At 58.8% G+C, this 22,134-nt stretch carries 22 protein-coding genes and 1 pseudogene; 15 read left to right on the forward strand and 8 right to left on the reverse strand.

Annotated elements, in window-relative coordinates; genetic code table 11:
* Positions 1-882: 882 nt before the first annotated feature.
* The 4 genes from NHF48_RS23365 (at position 883) to NHF48_RS23380 (ending at position 6,313) form a co-directional block, all read left to right on the forward strand.
* Complete coding sequence (locus tag NHF48_RS23365) at positions 883-1,611, forward strand: Crp/Fnr family transcriptional regulator (protein ID WP_263817122.1); 729 nt, start codon at positions 883-885, stop codon at positions 1,609-1,611.
* A gap of 173 nt (positions 1,612-1,784) precedes the next feature.
* Complete coding sequence (locus tag NHF48_RS23370) at positions 1,785-1,928, forward strand: hypothetical protein (protein ID WP_263817123.1); 144 nt, start codon at positions 1,785-1,787, stop codon at positions 1,926-1,928.
* Positions 1,929-2,473: 545 nt separating this feature from the next.
* Positions 2,474-5,584: a TonB-dependent receptor plug domain-containing protein gene (locus tag NHF48_RS23375; protein WP_253072803.1), complete on the forward strand. Its 3,111-nt coding sequence runs from the start codon at positions 2,474-2,476 to the stop codon at positions 5,582-5,584.
* 102 nt (positions 5,585-5,686) lie between these two features.
* The gene (locus NHF48_RS23380; RefSeq protein WP_253072804.1) at positions 5,687-6,313 is read left to right on the forward strand and encodes an SOS response-associated peptidase family protein; all 627 of its coding nucleotides are present in this window, start codon (positions 5,687-5,689) and stop codon (positions 6,311-6,313) included.
* A 515-nt stretch (positions 6,314-6,828) separates the two neighbouring features.
* Here NHF48_RS23380 and NHF48_RS23385 read toward each other — a convergent pair.
* Together NHF48_RS23385 and NHF48_RS26380 are read right to left on the reverse strand one after the other, a co-directional pair.
* Positions 6,829-7,089, reverse strand: coding sequence for a BrnA antitoxin family protein (locus NHF48_RS23385; RefSeq protein ID WP_253072805.1), 261 nt, complete (start codon positions 7,087-7,089; stop codon positions 6,829-6,831).
* On the reverse strand, positions 7,040-7,321 hold the full coding sequence (locus NHF48_RS26380; protein WP_446741244.1) for a BrnT family toxin: 282 nt from the start codon (positions 7,319-7,321) through the stop codon (positions 7,040-7,042). The genes NHF48_RS23385 and NHF48_RS26380 overlap by 50 nt, the downstream gene beginning before the upstream one ends.
* A 344-nt stretch (positions 7,322-7,665) precedes the next feature.
* Here NHF48_RS26380 and NHF48_RS23390 point away from each other — a divergent pair, with 344 nt between their 5' ends.
* From NHF48_RS23390 to NHF48_RS23420, 7 genes and pseudogenes are all read left to right on the forward strand, one after another.
* Positions 7,666-8,085, forward strand: coding sequence for a GNAT family N-acetyltransferase (locus tag NHF48_RS23390; RefSeq protein ID WP_253072839.1), 420 nt, complete (start codon positions 7,666-7,668; stop codon positions 8,083-8,085).
* A gap of 137 nt (positions 8,086-8,222) precedes the next feature.
* Complete coding sequence (locus NHF48_RS23395; protein WP_253070079.1) at positions 8,223-9,653, forward strand: IS1182 family transposase; 1,431 nt, start codon at positions 8,223-8,225, stop codon at positions 9,651-9,653.
* A 283-nt stretch (positions 9,654-9,936) separates the two neighbouring features.
* Positions 9,937-11,314, forward strand: a pseudogene (locus tag NHF48_RS23400) (transposase).
* Positions 11,315-11,494: 180 nt separating this feature from the next.
* Positions 11,495-11,707, forward strand: a complete 213-nt coding sequence (locus tag NHF48_RS23405) for a DUF4287 domain-containing protein (RefSeq protein ID WP_253069721.1) — start codon at positions 11,495-11,497, stop codon at positions 11,705-11,707.
* Between the two features lie 368 nt (positions 11,708-12,075).
* Positions 12,076-12,237, forward strand: a complete 162-nt coding sequence (locus NHF48_RS23410; RefSeq protein ID WP_253072806.1) for a hypothetical protein — start codon at positions 12,076-12,078, stop codon at positions 12,235-12,237.
* Positions 12,234-12,392, forward strand: coding sequence for a hypothetical protein (locus NHF48_RS23415; RefSeq protein ID WP_253072807.1), 159 nt, complete (start codon positions 12,234-12,236; stop codon positions 12,390-12,392). Before NHF48_RS23410 ends, NHF48_RS23415 begins: the two co-directional genes overlap by 4 nt.
* 75 nt (positions 12,393-12,467) lie before the next feature.
* On the forward strand, positions 12,468-13,067 hold the full coding sequence (locus NHF48_RS23420) for a sigma-70 family RNA polymerase sigma factor (protein WP_253072808.1): 600 nt from the start codon (positions 12,468-12,470) through the stop codon (positions 13,065-13,067).
* A 161-nt stretch (positions 13,068-13,228) separates the two neighbouring features.
* On the opposite strand, the gene NHF48_RS23425 is transcribed toward NHF48_RS23420, so the two are convergent.
* The 3 genes from NHF48_RS23425 to NHF48_RS23435 form a co-directional block, all read right to left on the reverse strand.
* Positions 13,229-13,723, reverse strand: a complete 495-nt coding sequence (locus NHF48_RS23425; RefSeq protein ID WP_263817129.1) for a hypothetical protein — start codon at positions 13,721-13,723, stop codon at positions 13,229-13,231.
* 783 nt (positions 13,724-14,506) lie between these two features.
* Positions 14,507-15,244, reverse strand: coding sequence for a pyridoxine 5'-phosphate synthase (locus NHF48_RS23430; protein WP_253072811.1), 738 nt, complete (start codon positions 15,242-15,244; stop codon positions 14,507-14,509).
* Positions 15,245-15,439: 195 nt separating this feature from the next.
* On the reverse strand, positions 15,440-15,808 hold the full coding sequence (locus NHF48_RS23435) for a nuclear transport factor 2 family protein (RefSeq protein ID WP_253072812.1): 369 nt from the start codon (positions 15,806-15,808) through the stop codon (positions 15,440-15,442).
* A gap of 757 nt (positions 15,809-16,565) precedes the next feature.
* On the opposite strand from NHF48_RS23435, the gene NHF48_RS23440 reads away from it, so the two are divergent.
* Complete coding sequence (locus NHF48_RS23440) at positions 16,566-17,339, forward strand: slipin family protein (RefSeq protein ID WP_253072813.1); 774 nt, start codon at positions 16,566-16,568, stop codon at positions 17,337-17,339.
* Between the two features lie 207 nt (positions 17,340-17,546).
* Here NHF48_RS23440 and NHF48_RS23445 read toward each other — a convergent pair whose 3' ends face one another.
* Entirely contained in the window at positions 17,547-18,326 is a 780-nt protein-coding gene (locus tag NHF48_RS23445) for a M48 family metallopeptidase (RefSeq protein ID WP_253072814.1), read from the reverse strand.
* An 86-nt stretch (positions 18,327-18,412) separates the two neighbouring features.
* The gene (locus NHF48_RS23450) at positions 18,413-19,093 is read right to left on the reverse strand and encodes a hypothetical protein (protein ID WP_263817131.1); all 681 of its coding nucleotides are present in this window, start codon (positions 19,091-19,093) and stop codon (positions 18,413-18,415) included.
* A gap of 311 nt (positions 19,094-19,404) precedes the next feature.
* Here NHF48_RS23450 and NHF48_RS23455 point away from each other — a divergent pair, with 311 nt between their 5' ends.
* Both NHF48_RS23455 and NHF48_RS23460 read left to right on the forward strand, forming a co-directional pair.
* Positions 19,405-19,560 carry a hypothetical protein gene (locus tag NHF48_RS23455; RefSeq protein WP_253072816.1) on the forward strand — a complete coding sequence of 52 codons (156 nt, stop codon included), beginning with the start codon at positions 19,405-19,407 and terminating at the stop codon, positions 19,558-19,560.
* Between the two features lie 41 nt (positions 19,561-19,601).
* A complete protein-coding gene (locus tag NHF48_RS23460) occupies positions 19,602-20,249 on the forward strand; it encodes a hypothetical protein (RefSeq protein WP_253072817.1) in 648 nt (215 codons plus the stop codon).
* Between the two features lie 214 nt (positions 20,250-20,463).
* Here NHF48_RS23460 and NHF48_RS23465 read toward each other — a convergent pair whose 3' ends face one another.
* A complete protein-coding gene (locus tag NHF48_RS23465) occupies positions 20,464-20,970 on the reverse strand; it encodes a hypothetical protein (RefSeq protein ID WP_253072818.1) in 507 nt (168 codons plus the stop codon).
* A gap of 417 nt (positions 20,971-21,387) precedes the next feature.
* On the opposite strand from NHF48_RS23465, the gene NHF48_RS23470 reads away from it, so the two are divergent.
* Positions 21,388-22,131 carry a DUF1266 domain-containing protein gene (locus NHF48_RS23470; RefSeq protein ID WP_253072819.1) on the forward strand — a complete coding sequence of 248 codons (744 nt, stop codon included), beginning with the start codon at positions 21,388-21,390 and terminating at the stop codon, positions 22,129-22,131.
* The last annotated feature ends 3 nt before the right edge of the window (positions 22,132-22,134 follow it).

Here is a 22,134-nt window from a genome sequence, read left to right on the forward strand (position 1 = left end):
TGCTATTGCCGCCATCACACTTTCGTCTGCGGCACTTGCACAGACCACTTCCACGGCGGGTGCTCCGACTACCTCAGCTCCTGCGACGACAACGCCAAATCCTGCGTCGCCTAGCACGTCCACTCCGCCCGCCTCCGATCCGGCAATGACCGCGCCCGATCCGATGGCGAGTGCCCCCCGCACCCGACCCGATGGCAAGTTCGTCCACATCGACCGATTCTACGATGACGACCCAGACCCCGGGCGAAACGACGGCAACGACGACCAAGACCAAGTCGAAGAAAAAGCGCCCTATGTGATCGACCCTGCATCAAGGTAACGTAAACCCCGGTCGCGCGAAAGCTGGCCGGGGTTTGTATGTCAACGCTTGATGATCCATTCTAGAATTTGAATTGGGGTTGAAGAGGGCATGCTACGAATGTTCAAAACGTAATCTAATTCACTTGTAAGAAACTAGCCACGCTCCTGTTTGTTACAAAATAGCGGTCATGCCGAAAGTGATAATCGCCATTAAGATTATGAAGAAATAGCGAAACGGCCTCCACCGGATTATCAGATACAGACTGGTAACAGTCACTGCGGTGATCAAGGCAATTCCGGAAATTCCTCGAGCTATGCCCGTCGCCAGCCCATTTCCGGCCGCATCGCTACCACCGATCGTTACGTTCATTCCGATAACCCCAACCAGGCAGCACCAGGCGAACATACCCCACATAGCGTATGTCATAGGGCGAGGTTTTCCACCGCGGGGATGGCGCTGATTCCGGAATATGATCAGACATGGAATGGAGCATGTTACAGGTGAAGAGGGTGATCTACGCCACGATTATTTGACGGCGAGAAGGCAATAGGCGCGCGCAAGGAAAAGGGTAAAGCATGCAATTGAGCGGTTTGATCGCACGACTGGGACGGCATCTCGATCTCACCGACGCCGAACGCCAGGCGATCCTGCACGCCGAACGCGGCGAGCGGCGGTTGCGTGCGGGCGACGTGCTGGTCGCGGAAGGTGGTGAAAGCCACGCGCTGTATGTCGTGCGACAGGGTTGGCTGCACTCCTCAACCAAGCTGTTCACCGGCGGGCGCCAAATTCTGCGGTTCCACTACGCTGGCGACCTGATTGGGACGTCAAGCATGGCGTGGTCGCAGGCAGCAGCGACGCTGACCGCGATCTCGGACTGCATCGTGATCGATTTGCCAAAAACCGAACTCGGGCTGCTGTTCCGCGCGCAACCGCGGATCGCCGGGCTCCTCTATGCGATCGCCGCAGCCGAAAACGTCGCGATGAGCGACCGGCTGACTACGATCGGGCGGATGGGGGCGAGCGAACGGCTTTCCACGCTACTACTCGACATCATGGCGCGGTTGAGGGTGACGGCAGGCGGGATCGTCGATTCCTTTGACCTGCCGCTGACGCAGACCGATATCGGCGATGCCCTCGGGCTGACCAAGGTGCATGTGAACCGGACGATCCGGGCGCTGGAGAAGGCGGGCGTGATCGAGCGGAACGGGCGGCGGTTCCGGATCGTCGACGAGGCGGCGCTAGTCGCGGCAACGGGGTTTACCGATCGATACGGCGAGATCGAGACAGCGTGGCTGCCGCCGGCGGTTTGAAGGCGGCCAGTTTTTGATCCTCTCTACTAGGGAGAGGGATCATTCCAGATCAGCTACGATCAACGACGAACAGCGTAACGCGGTCGTACGTCGCCGGATGGGCTTATCTGCCCAATGGTATGAATGGTCATTAGGTCGCCGACGAGGCGCGCCGGCTCCGCTTAGGGTTGAAATTGCTGTTCATTACCTGCTTCGCAGAGAACGCGGCAGTCGGAAACGGTCATCTGGAGCCGGGTTTGGAACTGCTCACCAAGCCGTTCACGCTCGAAGCCCTCGCAAACAAGGTTGGAGACATGATGAAAGCGGTGGCTGCCTAACGGGCCAGATACCGAACGGCGTTCCCATATCGCCATGCTTTTGGGAATGGCTAAAACCACCCAATTTGAGACGCTGAGCAAAGCATCTGGCTATCCCGATTGCGGACCTTGGTGGTTGGTGCAACGCGACGTCAGGCAAACACAAAAATGGGCGACCGAAGCCGCCCTAAGGTAAGCTGTCGAAAGGGGCCCTAACGACATGCAAGAATTAGGTTAAGCTGACTGTCCCATCAAGGCAACCCACATCATGAAAATTCTAACTTCAAGACATGAAGTACGCGTTTCGGCGCCAGATCCAACGCTTTCCGCGCCCCGTTATTGTCGCAACGTGTACGCCCAAGTAGGTCTTTGCAAACTGTTGTCGTGTCTTTTGGGCAACAGCCCCTTCGCCAAAGTCAGCCTACTCCCTTACGTTCTTTACAGATTGGGACAGCCCCCTCCTACCTTTCGCTACGTCCTTCAGGGGTCACGTTCAGGCGTGATGGAAATGGGGCGTCGCATCCGGGGATCGCAGTGCGGCCGACCGGTTCAGGTAGGGGATAAAGATGAAAAGTATTTCGCTCACGACCAAAGCACTTTTGCTTGCCGCGGCCACGCCGTTCGCATTCGCAGGGACGGCAGCATTTGCGCAGGACGCGACAACGCCCGCGCCGGCACCGGCGCAGGAATCGCCTGCCGCTACTCCGGTTCAAAACGCGGTGAACGCTACCACTGACCAGACTGATCCCGCGACCGCGCAGACGCCCGGCGACGAGATCGTTGTCACCGGCTCGCTGTTCCGTCGCACAGACACCGAGACGCCTTCGCCTGTCACCGTCCTGACCAGCGAGACGCTGCAGCGTGCGGGCGTGACCACGATCGCCGATGCGCTGCGTTCCGTTTCTGCCGATAGTGCGGGCTCGATCCCGACCGGCTTTCAGGGCGGCTTCTCGGCCGGCGGTTCCGCCGTGTCGCTGCGTGGTCTGGGCGTTTCGTCGACACTCATCCTGATCGACGGGCTTCGTTCGTCCGCATTCCCCATCAACGACGATGGTCATAACTCGTATACCGATCTGAATTCCATTCCGTTCAGTGCGGTAGAGCGGGTCGAAGTCCTGAAGGATGGTGCATCGTCGACCTACGGTGCCGACGCGATCGGTGGTGTGGTCAACGTCATCCTCAAAAAGCACTTCACGGGCGTTACCGGCACGGCCGAGGGTGGCATCAGCGAGAAGGGCTATGGCTCTCGGTACCGCGCGAACATGACGGCAGGTATTGGCGACTACAACACGCAGGGCTTCAACTTCTACGTCAATGGCGAATACCAGCGCGATGGTCGCATCTCTGGTCGCGACGTCGGTTTCCCGTACAATACGAACGACCTATCTTCGATCGGCTTGGCCGACAACAACGCCGCTGACAGTTCGCTAACCACCGCCACGACGAACGCCGTGGTCGTACGCGCAGGGCAGACCAATCCGAACAATCCTTTTGCAGGCAGCATCACGAACACGCCGAGCGGCACGTACGTCAGTGGCACAAACCCGACGACCGGCGCGCCCATCCTGTCGCCGTTCTACAATTTTCAATTGTTGAACGCCAACTGTCCTACCGGCACGTTTACGTCGACGAGCGGGGCCAACCGGGGCACCGGCTGCGCCCGCAATCTGATCAGCGATTATAGCCAGGTTCAGCCGTTGCAGGAGAAGTTCTCCTTCACCAGCCGGCTCAGCTTGAAGATCAATGACAATATCGATGCTTATGTCCTGGGCAGCTATTCGCACAGCCAGGTCAACATCATCTACCCGACGAGTTCGCCGACCCAGATCCGGCAGCGCCAGCCTTATGGCGCGTCGCCGCTGACCGCGTCGAACAATCCGGGCATCGTATTACCGCAGTATGTCTGCGCCGCAGGCGTCAATTGCTCCGCGGCAAACGGTGTCGTCAACCCGAACAACCCGTTCGCTCTCGCAGGCGAGAACACCGCGGCCCGCATCTATTATCTGTTCGGCGATATCGCCAACGGCTCCAATCGCGGCAACGAGGTGATCCGCGGCGCGATCGGTTTCAATGGTCGGTTTGATGGTGGTTGGGACTGGCGTGTCGAGGCTGTCGGTGCGCGTGACAATCTGAAGATCGAGCAGTTCGGCACGCCGAGCATTGCCGGGCTTCAGCAGGCGGTGAACACCGGCGCCTACAACTTCGTCAACCCGGAGTTGAACACCGAAGCGACCCGCCAGCTGGTTGCGCCGAACATCATGGCCCGCGCCTCCACGTCGCTCGCCTCGCTCGACGCGTCGATCTCCAAGGAGCTGTTCCAGCTGCCCGGCGGTCCGTTGCAGCTCGCCGTCGGCGGACAGGTGCGTCGCGAGACGCTCGATAATCCCGGCACAAACCCGGATCTGCTGAACTACAGCAACACGGCAGCGGCGTTCGGCAAGCACACCGTGTCGGCCGGATATTTCGAGCTGAATGCCCCGATCGTGAAGCAGTTCGAAGTGAACGCGTCGGGTCGCTACGATCACTATTCGGAAGGGTTCAGCAAGTTCTCGCCAAAAATCGGCGCCAAATTCACGCCGATCGAGCAGCTTTCGATCCGCGGTACCTTCTCGAAGGGTTTCCGCGCACCGACCTTCGCCGAGAGCAACCCGCGCTCGAGCTTTCCCGGCTTTGTAACCTATTCGCTGCCCGCATCGTTCGTCGCACAGCATGGCGGCACGGCGAGCAACAATCCGTATAACCTGCCCTACAGCATCGGCGGCGGATTCTCGGGCAATCCCGACTTGAAACCGGAGCAGTCGCGCAGCTTCACAGGTGGCTTGGTGTTCGCACCGAACCGCGTATTCAGTCTGACCGTCGACTATTACAACGTGAAGAAGACGGATGTGATCGTGGCCGGTCCGAACGCCGGTGATGCACGTGCGGCATATTACTCGCAGACGAACCTGGCCGCAGCGACGGCAGCGGTAGCGGCTATTCCGGGATACTCGGTGGGTGTGACCGACGCGATCGATCCGCTGTTCCCTGATGCATTGCCGCGCTTGCTTGTGGTCAACGGGCCTTACGTCAACGCCGGCTACTTCAGGACGCAGGGTATCGACTATTCGGCGACGGCCGCCGTGCCCATCAACGACACCATCAAGTTCACCAGCCGCCTCGACGTGACCCAGGTCCTTAAGTTTAACGTTGATTTCGGCGATGGTGTGGTTCGCAAGTATGTCGGTACGCTCGGACCATACGAGTTGTCCTCGGGCGCAGGCACGCCGAAGTGGCGTGGTAACTGGCAGAACACGCTCGAGATCGGACCGCTCTCGCTGACCGCGACCGCTTATTATGTTTCGAAAATTCGCCAGGTCGCGGCCGACGAAGAGTCCGCCGATGCCAATGGTAACATTGACCTTTCCTGCGGTGCGGCTGCGGCAAACCTTGGATATAGTTACCCATCGGATGCATCACTTGCAAAGTATTGCAATATCAAGCGCTTCATCTACGCGGATCTGAACGCGACGATGAAGGTGAACGAAGACTTTTCGTTCTTCCTGAACGTTGGCAACTTTACCAACGAAAAGGCGCCGATCGCAAACGCATCCTACTCGGGCATCAACTATCTGCCAAGCTGGCACTACGCCGGTGTGGTTGGCCGTACTTTCCGTGCAGGTGCTACTTTCACGTTCTAAAGTCCGCGTTGTTACAGAACAGGAGTGCGTGTAAGCGGCTCCTGTTTTGCTAACACGACGTTGATGACGGTGAAGCAGACGTGGAATAAGCAGTCTTGAATATTGTGTAACCTAGCGAGGTTCGACGACGAGCCGGAGACTATCATCGAACGATTCGGTGCAAAGTGGCTCGCCGAGAAACCAGTGGACAACCGTTTCAACCCGGTCGAACTAGTGCCGCGCGGTCGGGCGTATGCAGTTCGGCGCGATGGCAAGGCCAACGGCTTGGACGTTATGAGCTGGGATCTTGTCGGCAATGGTTCGGCCTACCCAATCACAAATGTCCGTGACCTCAAGCGCTGGCGGCCGCGGCTCGAGAAGCCCGAGGGCCGATGCCTGATACCACTCACCGAATTTTGTGAGTGGACGCCCGAGAGCTTCAAGGTGGGAGAAGGGCGGCCGGTAAAGGGCGAGATGTGGTTTGGCGTGACCGATCAAGAGGTTTTTGCAGTAGCCGGTGTGTGGCAGCAGCTGGGCGCCAAGCGATGGTTTGCGATGCTTACATGCGATCCGAACGAGTTGGTGGCGCCGATCCATCCTAAGGCGATGATCACGATCCTGCGGCCGGATGACCACGAGCGTTGGCTGACCGGTAGCTATGACGACGTCCTGGCTCTGCAGCGGCCATATCCGGCTGACCGGATGACCATACGTGGGCCAGTGTTTCCGACCCGCCAAAGGGTAGTATGAAACCGCGCGCGCCCATCTGCTGTCGATGCCGCGACGGACGGAAGGGTGCGGTACATGAAGCGCGCCGTTAGGTCAGAATCACCGTGGCAACGCCGAGTATGGACAGTAAAATGCTGGTCACTACTAGCCACCTGCCATTCGGTCGTGGGGACGACAAGCTAGCTCGGTGCACCGCAACCAGCAGAAGGGCGGTACTGAGGAGGACGATGGCACTATCTAGCAGATCGCCCTGCGTCTCTGTCATTACCGGTTCCGTGATTTTATTGTCTAACGGCCATGCTAAGTTTTGTCTGTCGTCGTCATGATAGCCGGATGAAGATCTGTGCGCTGCCGTCTGCAGCTTGCCTAAGTGGCTGCTCTGACTCGAGAAGCAGCTCTTCCGCTTTACTTCTCAACCCTAACATTCCGAAAATTCGTTCCTATTTGGGAAAGGGGTCATTGGCAGGCGTACGCCATCGGTGTGCGAATTGCGTGCGCTCCCAGACATGCAGCGCTGGATCCAAAAAGGCCGCAAGCTAAATGCCAGCGGCCTCCCTGAGTTGGTTGTTAATACGAGTTTGCCAGCCGGCACCTCCACTTTTGAACCATTCGACTAAGTCGCGATCCAACCGTAACGTTACAGGCTGCTTCGGATTCTCGGATTTTGGTCGCCCACGACGGACTAGTTTAGGCCCTTGGAAAGCATCCGCTTCCTCAAACCAAACGTCATCCAGCTCTGGGCGGACGTCATCCGCTTCGATCACGCTGTTCGTGATACTTTCGTCTCTCTTTCTCATTGGCTTTCCACATCGTTATGATGCGGCGCTCGCCGTTGCGGAGTGTCCAGACCACAAGCGTCAGCTCGTCATCTAGCATTCCCAATGTAATTACCCGAACTTCGCCGTCACTATGTTTCGTGTCGGGTCGGGAAAGATGAAATCCTTCAAAAACTTTTCCCGCGTCCGCAAGGTCGAGGCCTCGTTCTAGTACCTTCGCACGTTTAACCGCGTCGTATGTACACCGCATCATTAGTTATTCCCTTAAGGCTTTTTGCCCGGAGGCTGCATGGCGTCGTCATCGAGGGTCCTTCCCGTGGCTAGGATGCAGACGGCTAATAACCAGCTGCATTTATGTACATACGGAATATGCGGTGAGTGTCAATAACGTACGTACATAAAGGTGGTGATGCCCGTAACAATTAGGGCCATTACGCTGGTGTTGCCGCTGCAAAGGGCTGAGCGTGTCGCATCCGGGGCGATCGATGAGTGGGCGGATAGCCTCTCTGCGGTGACCATAGATTGCGAGAAAGCCCTGCGTCCCGATCCCCTGCCAGCTGCCATTGAAGTTCAAGGGCTGCACCGTGTGATCACATGATGATCCTGAGCATCGTCATTCCCAACAACCCGTCGGATGCCGACCGCGAGGCGGTTCTTAAACCGCTTCTCGCCTACAACACGGCGCGTGCAGGCGATCCCCGCTTCCACCCCGTCGCCATTTTGCTTGCCGATGAGGCCGGCAACCACGTCGGCGGTCTATGGGGCAAATGTGCTTATGATTGGCTGTTCGTGGACCTTCTTGCCGTTCCGGAAGAGCATCGGGGCGAGAACCATGGAAGGACGCTCATGGAGCAGGCCGAGGAGATCGCGCGCGCCAACGGCTGCGTCGGAGTTTGGCTTGACACCGACGAGTTTCAGGCGCGCGGTTTCTATGAGAAGTTAGGCTTTGAGGTATTCGGCACGCTAGACGACCATCCCGTTGGTCAGAAAAAGTTTTTCCTTCGCAAGCGATTCTGAAAATTGGCTTGGCTACGGTTCGCACCAATAGCGGATTAAGAACACCACCAACCCTGGCATTCCCAAAACTAGATCCAGACCGTGCGAAAACTCGCTGGGTGATTCCACAAGGTTGCTGACGGGCGTATGCTGTAATCATGGCATATATCGAGGGTCATGCGCGCGACCAGGCGCTGCTGCTGCCGGCATCGGTAGAGGATTATGTGGCAGCGGATAGTCCGGTTCGGTTCATAGACGCGTTCGTTGATGACCTCGATCTGGGCGAGGCCGGTTTTCATCGGTCGCGGCCGAAGGCGACGGGGCGCCCAGGCTATGACCCGGGCGACATGCTCAAGCTGTACCTGTACGGCTATCTCAACCGGGTGCGGTCGAGCCGACGGCTGGAAGCCGAGGCGGCACGCAACCTCGAGCTGATCTGGCTGCTGCGTGGGCTTCGGCCAGACTACAAGACCATCGCTGACTTTCGGCGCGACAACCGGAGCGCCTTCAAGGCAGTGTTCCGCGCCTTCGTCGTCCTATGCCGCAAGCTCGACCTGTTCGGGCGCGAGCTGCTGGCGGTGGACGGCACGCGGCTGAAGGCGGTGAACAACCCGGCACGCAACTTCTCCCGTGACAAGCTGGCCAGGTATATTGCCGCGGCCGACGAGCGGCTTGAGGGGTATATTGCCGAGATGGACGCCATCGACCGCGGCGAGGATGGCCATGCGCCTGGCCGCAGCGGGGCACTGGCCGCGAAGATCGCCAGGGTGCGCGAGCGGCGTCAGGCCCAGGAGGCGATGCTGCACGAGCTGAACGCCAGCGGCGAGAGCCAGATATCGCTAACCGACCCCGATGCGCGCGCGATGGTCACGGGTCGAAAGACCACGGTCGGCTACAACGCGCAGGTAGCGGTGGATGCGAAACACAAGCTGATCGTCGAGCAGCACGTTACCAACGCCGGCACCGACATGGGTCTGCTGGCACCCACTGCTGGGGCGGCGAAAGACGCGCTAGACGTCGAGCAGATCGATGTGGTCGCCGACATGGGTTATTACAAAGGCGAGGACATCGAAGCATGCGAGGCGAATGGTATCACACCCTTCGTCGCCCGGCCGAGACGGGGCAGCGCCATCGCCAATGGCCGTTTCTCTAAGGATCTCTTTCGTTACGATGCCGAGGCGGACGCGTACCACTGCCCGGGTGGCCGGACCCTCGACATCAGCTATCGCGCGGTGACGCGCGGCCACGCCAACATCCAATATTCCAACCCCGCCGCCTGTTCGGACTGCGCAATCAAGTTGAACTGTACCAGCAGTCGCTGGCGGCGCATCAACCGTTGGGAAAACGAGGCGGTGCTGGACCGCATGGCGGCGCGCTTGGTTGCGCGCCCTGATATTCTTGCCGTTCGCCGCGAGACGGTCGAACACCCGTTCGGCTCGATCAAGCAATGGATGAACCAGGGCGCATTCCTGATGCGCGGGCTGGAGAAGGTTCGCGCCGAGTTCAGTCTGACCGCGCTCGCCTACAATCTAAGAAGAGCCATTACCCTCATCGGCGTGCCGGGGTTGATCAGGGCCGTACAGGCCTGATCAAGCTCGCCAAATCTGCTGCGCAGCGCTCAATGGCTTCCCCTTGAAGCCACCACAGCGCCACCAGAGCGCCACCACGGCAGTAACTCAAAAATATTTGCGCCCAGCTCCACCGTTTAACAAAAGACGTCCGTGCTCATGTGACGGCGAGTTCTCGCACGGTCTGAGATCCCTCGCGAGAATGCGGCATCGTACCAAAACGCCCGATTCTGTTGAAAAAGTCGGGCTTGCAGTAGTGTTGTCGGTCTGATTCAATCTTCGCCAGGCAAGCGGAGACAGGCCGATGATGGGCGAGCGGACGGTGGCGCAGGAGGCGCTGTTCTACAGCTTCAGTCTGGAGCGACATGTCCCCGCGGATCATATGCTGCGCTCGGTCGACCGGTTCGTCGATCTGTCGAGCATCCGCGAGCACCTGAAGCCGTTCTACAGCGAGATGGGACGGCCATCGATCGACCCTGAGTTGATGATCCGCATGCTCATCATCGGCTACTGCATGGGGATCCGTTCCGAGCGTCGGCTATGCGACGAGGTGCATCTGAACCTGGCCTATCGCTGGTTCTGCCGGCTGGGGCTTGAAGGAGATGTTCCCGACCACTCCACCTTCTCGAAGAACCGCCATGGTCGCTTTCGCGACAGCGACCTGCTGCGCAAGCTGTTCGAAACGACGGTCGAGCGCTGCATGGCCGAGGGGCTGGTCGGTGGCGAAGGCCCCGCTGTTGATGCGAGCCTGATCCGGGCCGGTGCCAATCGTCAGACCGGAGACCCGGGTAGCGAGGGTCTGCCGCCCGAGGCCAACAATCGTGCCGTTCGCGAGTATCTTGCCGTCCTCGACGATGCCGCATTCGGGGCGGCTACGTCGGTCGTGCCGAAGTTTCTGGCGCCGGCAGATCCGGCGTCGCGCTGGACCTGCGCGCATGGCGGGCAGGCCTATTACGCCTACTCGACCAACTACCTCATCGATCTCGACCATGCCGTCATCATGGACGTGGAGGCGAGCACCGCGATCCGGCAGGCCGAGGTGACCGCCTGCAAACGGATGATCGAGCGCGTGCAGGACCGGTTTGGCGTCTGGCCCGAACGGCTCGCAGCGGACACAGGGTATGGCTCGGCCGAGATGCTGGCGTGGCTCGTCCACGAGCGCGATATCCACCCGCACATCCCCGTATTCGACAAGTCGGTCCGCCGCGACGGCACCTTCGAGAGGGCAGACTTCCGCTATGACCTGAGCGACGACAGCTATGTCTGCCCTGCCGGCAACCGCCTGCGTCCCCGCAACCGCAACTTCACGCAAGCCCGCGGCGATGTCGGCCAGGACGGCTTCATCCGCTACCGCGCCCGCCAGCAGGACTGCGCGGGCTGCGACCTGCGGCAACGTTGCACACCCAACACGCCAGCACGGAAGGTAACCAGGTCCATCCATGAGGGCGCCCGCGATCTGGCGCGCGATATCGCCGCTACCGACGCCTATGTGACATCCCGTCGTGAGCGTAAGAAGGTTGAGATGCTCTTTGCGCACCTCAAACGCATCCTGAAGCTCGGCCGCCTCCGCCTACGAGGACCAAACGGCGCCAAGGATGAGTTCCTCCCTCGCTGCCACTGCCCAGAACCTCCGCAAGATGGCCAAGCTCATCCCGATGCCGGCGCAGATGGCACCTGCCTGAGACGGCAGGAATGCTTGCCTTGGTTTTATGCCCGGGTCCGCCCCGCACCAAGGCTGGCCTTTTCAACACAATCGCCCAATAGCGGACGTCCGTGAATTTAGGCCTCGTTCCATCCGCCGTTGCGGTTCAAGAAGAGGCGAGCGATAATGTTGCAAGAACCCACGTCGGAGTTGCGCAGCTATGGCGGATGCACCGGTTAAAGGCCCCTCATCCTACTTCCCCTCCATCGAGAAGAAGTATGGTCGCCCGATCGCTGAATGGCAGGCGTTGGTGCGCCAGAACCTCCCGGCGAAGCACATGGATCTGGTTGCCATGCTGAAGACCGACCACGGGATGGGTCATGGTCACGCGAACGCCTTGGTCGCGCACACGTTGGCAGCAGCCAAGAACTAATCGAAGCGGCGATCGGGCGAACGTCCGCTTTCCTCCCCAACCCGGGCATTCCCGAAACTCGATCCCTCGTGGGAATGGGGGGCGTTGGAATTGCCCACACTAGGACGTCGCAGTAGGCCATTTCATCTTCCAGAAGCGGACATCCGTTCAGCCAGGTGCTGCCCAATTTTTCCTTTCCAGGCGGTCATTCTGATAAAGTAGATACCCCTAAGTCTACCCGATCCGGCTACGCCAGCGTGAGCTATCGATTTGTATCTTGCGGGAAAAAATTAATCTAGGGCACCGAACATCGCTGTGACTAGCCAACGGCATGGCGGCGACTGAGAGACGCTGTAGCGCTCCCGCTTACCGGTACCGGGAGCACGCGCATGGCCGAATTCAATGAACTCAACGACCTTATCCAACGCGAGGAAAGAGCCAGGGAACAAGCCGAAGCGGCCAGCAACACTGCGGCACGCTTGGCTCACCTCGCCAGAGCCGACGGGTATCTCAAGAAGATCAACGGCTTGGCCAAGGATGGGTCTGCGTGATCGCCTTTGAAACACCCCAAGAGCATCTGGTCAGGCTGATCGCCGCCATCAGCCATGCCTTGGCGATCGCTGATGAAGGAAGCCAGGCGGTGGTCGGTGCGCATCTGGCGAGTTGTCTTGAAGTCGCAAAAATGGCGCAAACAGCTGATGAGTAGAAATGCGCCATACCCGGTAGATCTCTTCACAATTGGCGGACCAACGGCTCCTGACCAAGCGGATGGACTGTCCGTATGCCGGCGCTGAACCGTGAGCGCAGTGATACCGGTTCTGATGCCGCACGACAGCATCTGGCGCTAACCCTGCTTGCCGTCGGTGGCGAAGACCGAGAAGCCTTCAAAGAGCTTTATCGTCTGACAAACGCAAAACTGTTCGGAATATGCCTACGGATTTGCGGTGATACCGGAAACGCAGAAGACGTTTTGCACGAGGTCTATCTTCTGATCTGGAAACGGGCTGGAGCGTGGCAGCCCGGGCAAGCCAGTCCGATAACCTGGCTCTGCGTCATCACCCGCAATCGTTGCATCGATTGGTGCCGTGCTCAGGCTATCCGACCGGGCGCGTCGAGCGAGCCACTGCCCGACCTGTTCGACGAGCGTCCGAACCCGGAAACAGCTTTGCTGGCAAAGGACGAGAATATTTATCTCATGCGGTGCATGAAAGAACTGGAAGTTCGCCGCCGTGACGCAATCTCCAGGGCCTTCTTTGATGGTCTCACCTACACAGAGGTGGCGGTTCAGGCCGGCGTGCCGGTTGGTACGGTCAAGAGCTGGATCCGACGTGGCCTCAAGCAGCTCCACAGCTGCCTGGGTTGTTCAGAATTCTCCGATTGAATCCCGGCCTTTGGCTCTTCAGAAAAACTCGATCATTTCGTTGAAACCATCTGTGACGGATAGTTCGATCGAGGCAGACAGCGCTTCGTTCTGAAAGGCCCATTGTCAGATCGATCATATGCGGACCGGCACCGTTCTTCGTCGGGAAGGTCCGCTCGTTTTCAGAGGATGCCAGCCCCCGACTTGGCTACGGTCCAGACCGACAGGGCATGGAGACCGTAATAAAAGAGCATGAGCACCGCGAGCGTACCAACATACGCCCGGCCCACCTTCCATCCCGATATCAGCATGCCGGAATCACTCCCCCGGCACATGATCTGGAGCGGAGTCTCGCCAGCAACGAGGGCGATGACGAGGATAAGGATAACGGGGATGTGGCCGACGATATCGAGCATGCCGAATTCAGGCATGGCAGCGACAAAAACGATCCCCAGCAACATGGCGCCTACGCGGCCGAGAATCTCGCGCCCGGCAAGCAGGTAGAATGCCAGGGAAAACTCTACAAAGCCGGCGATCGTGGCAACCGTTGAGAACGCCTGGCCCGCCGTGATACCCGGGTGTGAAACCAGTATCGAGATCGTCCACTGCGGAAACAGAAACTTCTCCACTGCCGTCCACATCAAGCTGAGGCTCAACGACCCGATGAGGATGGGCACGCGATACCGACTGATCACTAGACGTGACGCTATCGGGCTTCCCAGCGCAAGATGCGCTGCAATTCCGATAAAAAAATAGATAGTCGATCATGTAGAAAAGACCGAACTTTGCGACCCCCATCAGGTACAGGCCGACTAAGGCCGCTGCCGCGAAAATCGAAAGTCGTGGTATCAGGACTACGACTGCAGTCGCCAGTTGGACATACCCCACCGCCTGACCGGCGCCATACAGGTCCGGGGTCAGAAGCGATCCGCTCGATGGATCGGCCCACATCACGACGGCAAGATCGCCCCATAGGCAAAGCGCGTAGACTGCCACGCCCGCCCGTACGATCAGATCACTCGCAAGTCCCGCACGCTTGGGATCAACAACGAGTTTTCCTGCTACCCGCGTTGCCACGGCGTCGAGCATGGCGCCAAGCATCACGAGACCGACAAAAATGGCAAAGAGTTCAAGGAACAATGGGGTCAGGACCTGCCCGACAGGCAGCGGCGGTACCGAACCATCGATTGGTCCGCAGAACCATTTCACATGGGCTTCCGCGACACCGGGCACGCCCAGTACCATGACGAGCAACAGGCCCGCTGGCCGTATCGGGAACTTGCTGCTCATCGCCATTCCCTCTTGCGTCGATACAAGAGGTACGAAGGTCATCAGCGGTTAGATGCCCCAATCATCGGCGTGCTGCCGCTCTAACGGTCCGGCACTGACTACGTCTTCCGTCTCAGCATCAGAATTAGTCAATCCTCAAAATGCCATCCAAATCGAGAATGGGAAGACGCCTAGCCGAGTGCCGCCTTGTAGGCCGCAACTGCTGGTCCGAACCCCATCACTAATGCGTCTGCCGTCAGTTCGTGGCCGATGGACGCCTCGGCGATCGGCGGCATAGCGCTGATCAAATCAGGTAGATTGGTGAGGTTGAGGTCGTGACCGACGTTCACCCTCAGCCCGGCAACATGTACCGCCCGCGCTGCCAACGCTGCCGCCGCGAGAGTACGACTGGGACCATTGGCGCGATGCTCGGCTGCATAGGAGCCGGTGTAGATTTCCGCGCCATCAGCCCCGCTTTCGATGAGGCCGCGTACTGCCGTTGGGTCTGGATCAATGAACAGGATTACGCGTCCGCTGACCGCCTGGAAGCGGGCGACGTCATTATAGATACGTATTGCTGCATCTCGATCGTCAAACTTCCAGCCCTCCTCCGATGTGAACGCGGAGGGAGGATCAGGAACGAGTGTGCATTGCTCAGGCCGCACAGCAGACACGATGCGGAATAGCCGATCATCGGGATAGCCCTCGATATTCAGTTCAAAGGTCGGTCTGAGTGGCTTCATCCACTCCGCGAGTGCCGATACGTCGTCATCACGGATATGGCGTTGGTCGGGGCGCGGATGCACTGTAATCCCGTCCGCGCCAGCCTCATGCGCAATGCGAGCAAAGGCCAGTAGATCGGGCACGCCTGTTCGCCGCGAGTTTCGCAGTAGGGCAACCTTGTTTAGGTTCACACTTAGACGCACCATAAACACCGATCCCAAATCGCCTTTGAGACGGGAATTATGGCATGGAGCGGCCAATGGCGAGAGCAAGCCATGGGTTAAACGGCAGGGCAACCGCTGTTGCCTGCAATTCCCGTTTCACGATCCTTTTGGGAACGGTTCCGCTTTCCCGGCCGCGCCTCGTTTGCGGGAATGTTATTGGGGCGTGCTGTTACGCCATCATCTGAATGCACCGCGCCAGTCGTAGAGCGTCGCCGTTGTGGCATACTCACGCAGGTACGAGAGTTTGCCGTCGCGCAGCTTCGCAATAGTCGCACCGTCGAAGCTCTTTTCCTCCCCACGCCACGTGTAGCGAAACGTCCATTCGGCGGTTTCGTCCTCGACTGAGGATCGCACATCGCGGATTGTCCAGTCGATGACCCGGCCGTCTTCGTCGAGCCATGTCGAAACCCATTTTGCGACCCAGTCGTGTCCTCGGTAGATTGGGCCGAAGCTCTCGATGACGACGCAGTCCGGGGTAAGCGTCGCGAGGATCGCATCCACGTCGTGCGCCCGCCAGCCGACGATATATTGCTCCAATAGCGTCATTGATCCGATGCCTTCCTATCGTACTTGAGGCGACGCTCCCACTAATTGCGCGGGTAATGGAGCCGCCTAGCGAGTGATTTCTTTAATTCGAGAACGGTTGCGAGAACCATTTCGCTTTCCCGATTTCCGATCGTTCTTGAGAGTGGGGGGCGGTTGAAATTGCTCAGCCTCGTACGCTCAGGTTAAAATCAAAGCCCCCAAACACGTCCATCACAACCGGCATTCCCACCAACTGAGGAACAAGGAGTGTGCCCCGTCATAGGCGATGTTCGTCTGCTTCTGTAGCCAGATGGCTGAGGGGATCTACATCGTTGCAAACGATAGAGAATTTGATAGTTCGTTAGGCGTGGCCAACGCTCTGCACCCGATTGCCCTCGCACACGCACAGGGGTTGCTGGCTGGGAAGACATCCGGGGTGATGCCCGCCGCGTGTCCATGGCCTATGCAAGATCACGACGCAGTCCTTGCATGGTTTGCAGGGTTTAGCATCGGGGCATTGGTGAGCGCGAAATGCGATCTACGGATGCAGACCCAAATGCCTGTCGCGATAAAGTTTCAGGATCGTTAGCGCTCCCCAGCCACTCCTAATGATGAACATGTGAGCCCCTGTTTTATTGTCGCGTTCTGCACAATCTCTCGCCCAAGCGCACCTGCCGAATTGCGGGCCGTTGGGGGAGGCAACACTGGCAAGCTAATCAGGACTGCGGCATGATCGAACAGGCGCGACCGATCTGAGCGCGCAGGGACGAAACACCGCATGCCAACAATTCTCGTCGCCGCCATCGTGTTGATCGTGATCCTGTCGGTCGTGCTGCGCACGTTCGGCGTAAATCAGGAATACGAACGCGCCGTGCTGTTCCGACTGGGCCGGCTGGGCACGACGAAGGGGCCGGGCTGGTATTGGCTGATCCCATTTGTCGACCGGGTGGTAAAGGTGGATATTCGCACCGTGACTGTGCAACTTGAGACGCAGGAGACGATTACGCGCGACGGCGTCGCCGTGAGGGTCAACGCGGTACTTTGGTATCGCGCCGTAGATCCGGCTCGCGTTGTAACCTCGGTAGAGAAGTATCAGGCGGCAGTTGTCCAGGCGGCGGAAACGGGCATGCGCGACGCCATCGGCCAGAGCGACCTCGATCAGATGCTCAAGGATCGGATTGGCATCAACAAGCGATTGATGGATCTACTGAGCGCGGCGGCAGGACGCTGGGGTATCGAGATCGACGCCGTCGAACTCAAGGACGTTGACATTCCCGAACAGATGCAGCGCGCGATTGCCCGCGAAGCCGAGGCTATCCGTGAAAAACGCTCCCGCATCATCAAAGCCGAGGGTGAGAACGAAGCCGCCCAGAAGCTGGCGGAGGCGGCGACGATGATCGGCAGCGCACCCGGCGCACTGGAACTGCGCCGTCTGCAAACGCTTACCGAAATCGGGGTCGAGCACAACAGTACGATCATTGCCATGCTGCCGGTCGAACTGCTCCATGCGGCCCAGAAGATTGCCGGGCTGCCGCTAGCAGCTTCGGATTAGCCTACAACTCAAACCGCCCTCGCTGCTGAGCTGTTTGCGCTGGAACTGGATGCCAGGCAAATCGCACTATTCGTTCGCGAAATCTCAGCGGACGAATAGTGTCAGTTCGCCTGGCAGTCTCTTTTGTCAATCGTACGGATCACAAACTGGCCCTGTCATGAAAGCACACAGTGCTGCCGTACGATACGGCGTATTTTATAAAGTGTATTATGCGATTTTGGTGCGCATCCGCTTTGCCCGTTTGGCTGGATCGGGATGAGTTTTCAGCAGTCCGATACCACCGCCGCTATCTAGTGTCGCCAGTTTGTCCATCGCAGCCGGGCATGCATGTTGCCGATATCCCTTGGCGGTCATGAAAGTCAGAGCGTAGTCATCAGCCGCGGTCTCAGCTCCTTGCGAATACTGAGCGCTGACCACGTTCTGGATCAGTCCGCCAAGCTCGGAACTGGCGATCGTACGCGCGCCGTTGCTGGCTGTTCCCGCCACACTCAGTGCGGCATCCTGTTGAAGCGCACGCTTCAAACGCTTCTGGCCATGCTGAAGTTTGACATGCCCGATCTCGTGACCGATCACGCAGCGCACTTCATCGTCGGTAAACTTGTCCATCAGTCCGGCATAGACCCGTACTGTCCCATCGCCCATCGCGAAGGCATTCACGTCTTTGACCAGATAAGGCTTGATGTTGAGTTTCAGGCCATCGTAGCTGGTAATTCCCGTGGTCAGTTTGGCCAGGCGGACGGCATAGGGACTCTTAGCCGGGGCGACCGGGTTCTGCCGGTCCATTTCAGCAGACATTTGTGCGAACGATGCGACTACCTGTTCGTCACTGATAGTTGCCGCCTGCGCTACCTTCTTGGCAGACCCTAACAAATTGCCTAGACTTTGCGAAAATGCCGAAGATCCTACTGGAAGCGTTGCCAATCCTACAATCAAAGCTCCAGCGAAAAACGGCGACATTGCGAATGTAAATTTATTGTTATTTTGCATGATTTACCCCCTTACAATATTGAGTGTCGGTATTTTAACGTCATGCGTTTATTAAATGATGCCGTAGCGGTAACGTTCATTGTTGGTTATGGCTTCAATTCGTTGGACTTCAGCGTTTTACCGTCTGTGGCAAACTCGGCGTAGCCGGTTTCCTTGATGTCGTTAGTGGCGAGCCGGCCGTCGATATCGAGCCGCAGCACATGGACGTTGTTGAACGCGCCCGGCGACATCAGCCGCACGCCCGACCACGCGAAGCGGCTGTAGATCTTACTCATGGCATCCTTCTGAGCCGCCATGAACGGCGCAAGGCCAGCGGCGTTCACCTGCGCGAGCGGGGTAACATAATCCGCCAGCTTGAACGCGGCCGCATCACCCCCGCTGACGGTAATGTCGACCGGGCTCGGCGCCGCGAACTCGCCCGTCCGCACGTTTAGGGACGTACCGAGCAGCTTTCGCGGATCAGCCGGATCCTGATACTGAACCGAACAGACAGTCAGCTGGCCTTGCGGTTCGTCGTCGCTGCTGTCGATATCTTTGCCTGAGCTGAAAAAGGAGTTGATCTCCGATACCTTGGCATCTGGGCCGAGATGCTTGGCGATCGCACGGAAACACACGTCCGGCCCTTGCGAGATATTGAGCGCGGCGACCGCCGGTGCATCCGATGTGCTGGCCGGGCCGGCGTGGTTGGCAGTGACATCGGCCGCACCGGTGGTGGCATTGTTTCCCTTGCCGCACGCGGATAGGCCGAGAGTTGCTGTGGCGAGCAAGCACAATGTGGTGAAACTTGGTTTGAACATGGTGGACGTGCTCCCGGGATCGTGACGACCCTACATAGTAAGGCGCTCGTTCCCGTGATGTCGACCAGTAAGCGTCGCGCTCCGCCACGCGACGTACTATGCAACGTTTATGGAACCCGCAAACCACGCTCCCATCCGCACTATAACCCGTACTGCGTGGTGGAAGCCGACCAAGCTTACTCTGTTGATGTGGGCGCTTGCCGGTTGGAACGGCCTTCTTTTGTGGCTCGCGCTAGCTGGGCCGCGTGGGGGGTTATAACAGCGATGCGGCCGGTAATGGCATGGCCAGCATGTTTCGGTCGGTGTTCGTGGAACTCGGCGCCATCGTTGTCGCCGTGCTGGCGCTATTGTTCCTTGTGATCCGCGTTCGCGTCATCCGGATTGCGCTGCTGTGCGTGCTGGCGCTGGTCAGCCTCTTCGTAGTCGCGCTGCTGTAATGCGCGGACTGGCCATGTTTGCTGCTTCGGCGCTTGCATCGATGACGATAGGCACGGCTGCGGCACAGACCACGGCCAGCCGGATTAACGCCGGCACTGCACTTGCTCGACTAATCTATCCACCCGAACTTGACGAGGCGGTGATGACGCTCACGTTCAATGCGGGTGTCGCACCGACCTATCATGCGGATCTCGACCTAACGCCGCTCGAGGCGGCGCACCCTGGCCTGATCGACGCGATGGTAGCGGCCATGCGGGTAGAGTACCGGCGTGCTCGTACAGCCGCGCTGCCGACGCTATGGGCGCGTACAGGTGCGGTCTATGCACGACGGCTGGATGATGCTGAACTGCGCGAGGCGATCGCCTTTCACGCCAGCGATGGGGCGCGGCGCATCCGGGCGCTGGAGATCGCTGTTATAGCGAAAGCGCCGCCTGCTGATGCGGGGGGCGACGCGATCCAGCTGTATCCAGCGGACCCGACGCCCGTCGACGGGGTTGCGCAAGGCATGTTCAATGCAACGCTTGCGGGCGAGAAACTCGCTGCGATTCAGGCAGAGGTGCGCGCGATTAATGACGACTGGAGTGGAAAGGCCGCGCCCCCCGCCGCAATAGTCGAGGCCGCGCTGGCGCGGGTCATGGTCAGGTTCGGCGCGGTGTATGCGCCCACGGCGCCAGCCACGTCGCGGTGATGAAAAGCGAGAACGCTCTCCGCCTCCTTATCGACCATCTCGTCCGCTGTTTTTGCTCTCCTAAGGCCTGACAGTGGGCCGGCTAGAGGATGTTCGGAATCGTACGCTAAGCGCGATCGTCTCGATTGGGATCAATTTCACGAAAGCCGGTGTTGTGCGCCGTACCGGCGAACGCGCTTTGGGTTTAAAATTTATCCTGGCGAACAGGCGTTCGCTACGGATGGCCGTGGATGAGCGAGACTAGCATCAATAGCGCGAAAGCGTTGAGCCCAAGCAAGGTCACCATCACCAATCTGAACCACCGTTTGCGGATCAGCATGAATACAAGGGCGAGGATGCCGACGATGGACAGCGCGACATATTCGATCAGTGCCGTGAAGCCAGCACTCATGCCATTCCCAGCTGCATCGCCTCCCGCCGACGGGGATGATAATTCCACCTCGAAGGCGAGGTAAATTAGCAGCAAATTGACAAGTAAAATGACGGCAAAAACCATCATCAACGGCGATGGCCACTGCCGCTCTAGTTGCGTTGTTGTACGTGGCGGGAGGGTGGTCTGTTGGGTTGCGGAAGTGCGAACCCGTTGCGCGCGATCGGCCATTTCCTCCCACCGCCCGGCCGAACTAAGCGCACGCATACGATCTTCGGATTGGATGGCAGTAGCAGCCTCTGCTCTTGCGGCTTGCGCGCGTTCCCGATATAATTTCGGATCGTCAGTCATGTCGCTCGTCTATCCCTTTCCCCATCACGCTGCCAGCAGTGCCGGCCGGCAGTAAGCGGATCCACCGCCCCCTGATGTCGTAGAAGGAACGCCGTTCGCAGCGCGGCGTGTGTTAGCTTCGATTCTCGAAATTCGATCCCCTTTTGAGAAGGTCGGCCACGATTCCGTAATACGAGGCAGCACGTGGCGATTGGTCATCTGATGACGATCAGATTACGCTCCAGCAGGGTAAGACGCCAGGGAAGTCGGGCTATGTGGATTACACCGGGTGATGGGTCTCCACCAAGGGCGGCGATCTAACAGTCATTCGTGAGTGGTAGCCAAAGCTGTTTTAGCGCGGAAGAACTCAGTGCTGTCGTTCTTCCAGCGAGGTTTTTCGTGATAGCGTGAGCGCGTAATATTGAGCTCCGTTCCGCAATGACAGAACGTATCGCGGCGGGTATCGACCTGTTTGGCAACCGGCATTTGACGAGGGGCATAATGTTCGCATTGTTGAAGGACATGATCGCAGCGGTACGCGAGGGGGCCAGCGAAGGGCTTGCGGAAGCTCGAGAGGAAATCGACGCGGAAAAGGCCTCCAAAACGCTGGATGTTACGGAGCGCTTATCCGCGTTAAAAACGCGTCTCGCTCTTGCTCCGCCGATGGAGCGGATCGTGACCGCGTTCGCCGCTCCGTATCGCGAAACGTTCCTCGGCGAACTTGCCGCTGCAGCTACCGAGACGCGTCCGCCAATCCACCTTCTGTGCATGGATCTTCCACCAAAAGAGCTTAACTATTGGAAGACCCTTATCGCGCGCGATTTTGACGTGGAGGACGCCGAGAGCGCTGAAGTGCTGACGCGGGCACTGCTTGAGAAGGCTCGTAATGCTCCAGAGGAACAATCCGCGGTCTCGCTTGTCCGAGCGTGCCATGTTGCAGCCGGTGCCGCTGGTCTGGGATATACCGATGCCGATCAAGCGTTGATTTGGGCCGCACCTGCCATTTCTATCGCAGCAGCGCGCTTCGCGTCTTGGAACGCGTACGGACAGGCGTTCCTGCATAGTGAGTGCGACGCTGCAGGCAGTAACGTGCTCGGCCGCAAGGTGTTAGCACGCACGGTCCAGCGACTGGTGGACGATCCGATAAGCCCTTGGCGAACGCTGACATGGCCCGCTGCATGACGA

The organism is Sphingomonas sp. H160509, from assembly GCF_024124765.2.
In the GTDB taxonomy this organism is placed as follows: domain Bacteria; phylum Pseudomonadota; class Alphaproteobacteria; order Sphingomonadales; family Sphingomonadaceae; genus Sphingomonas.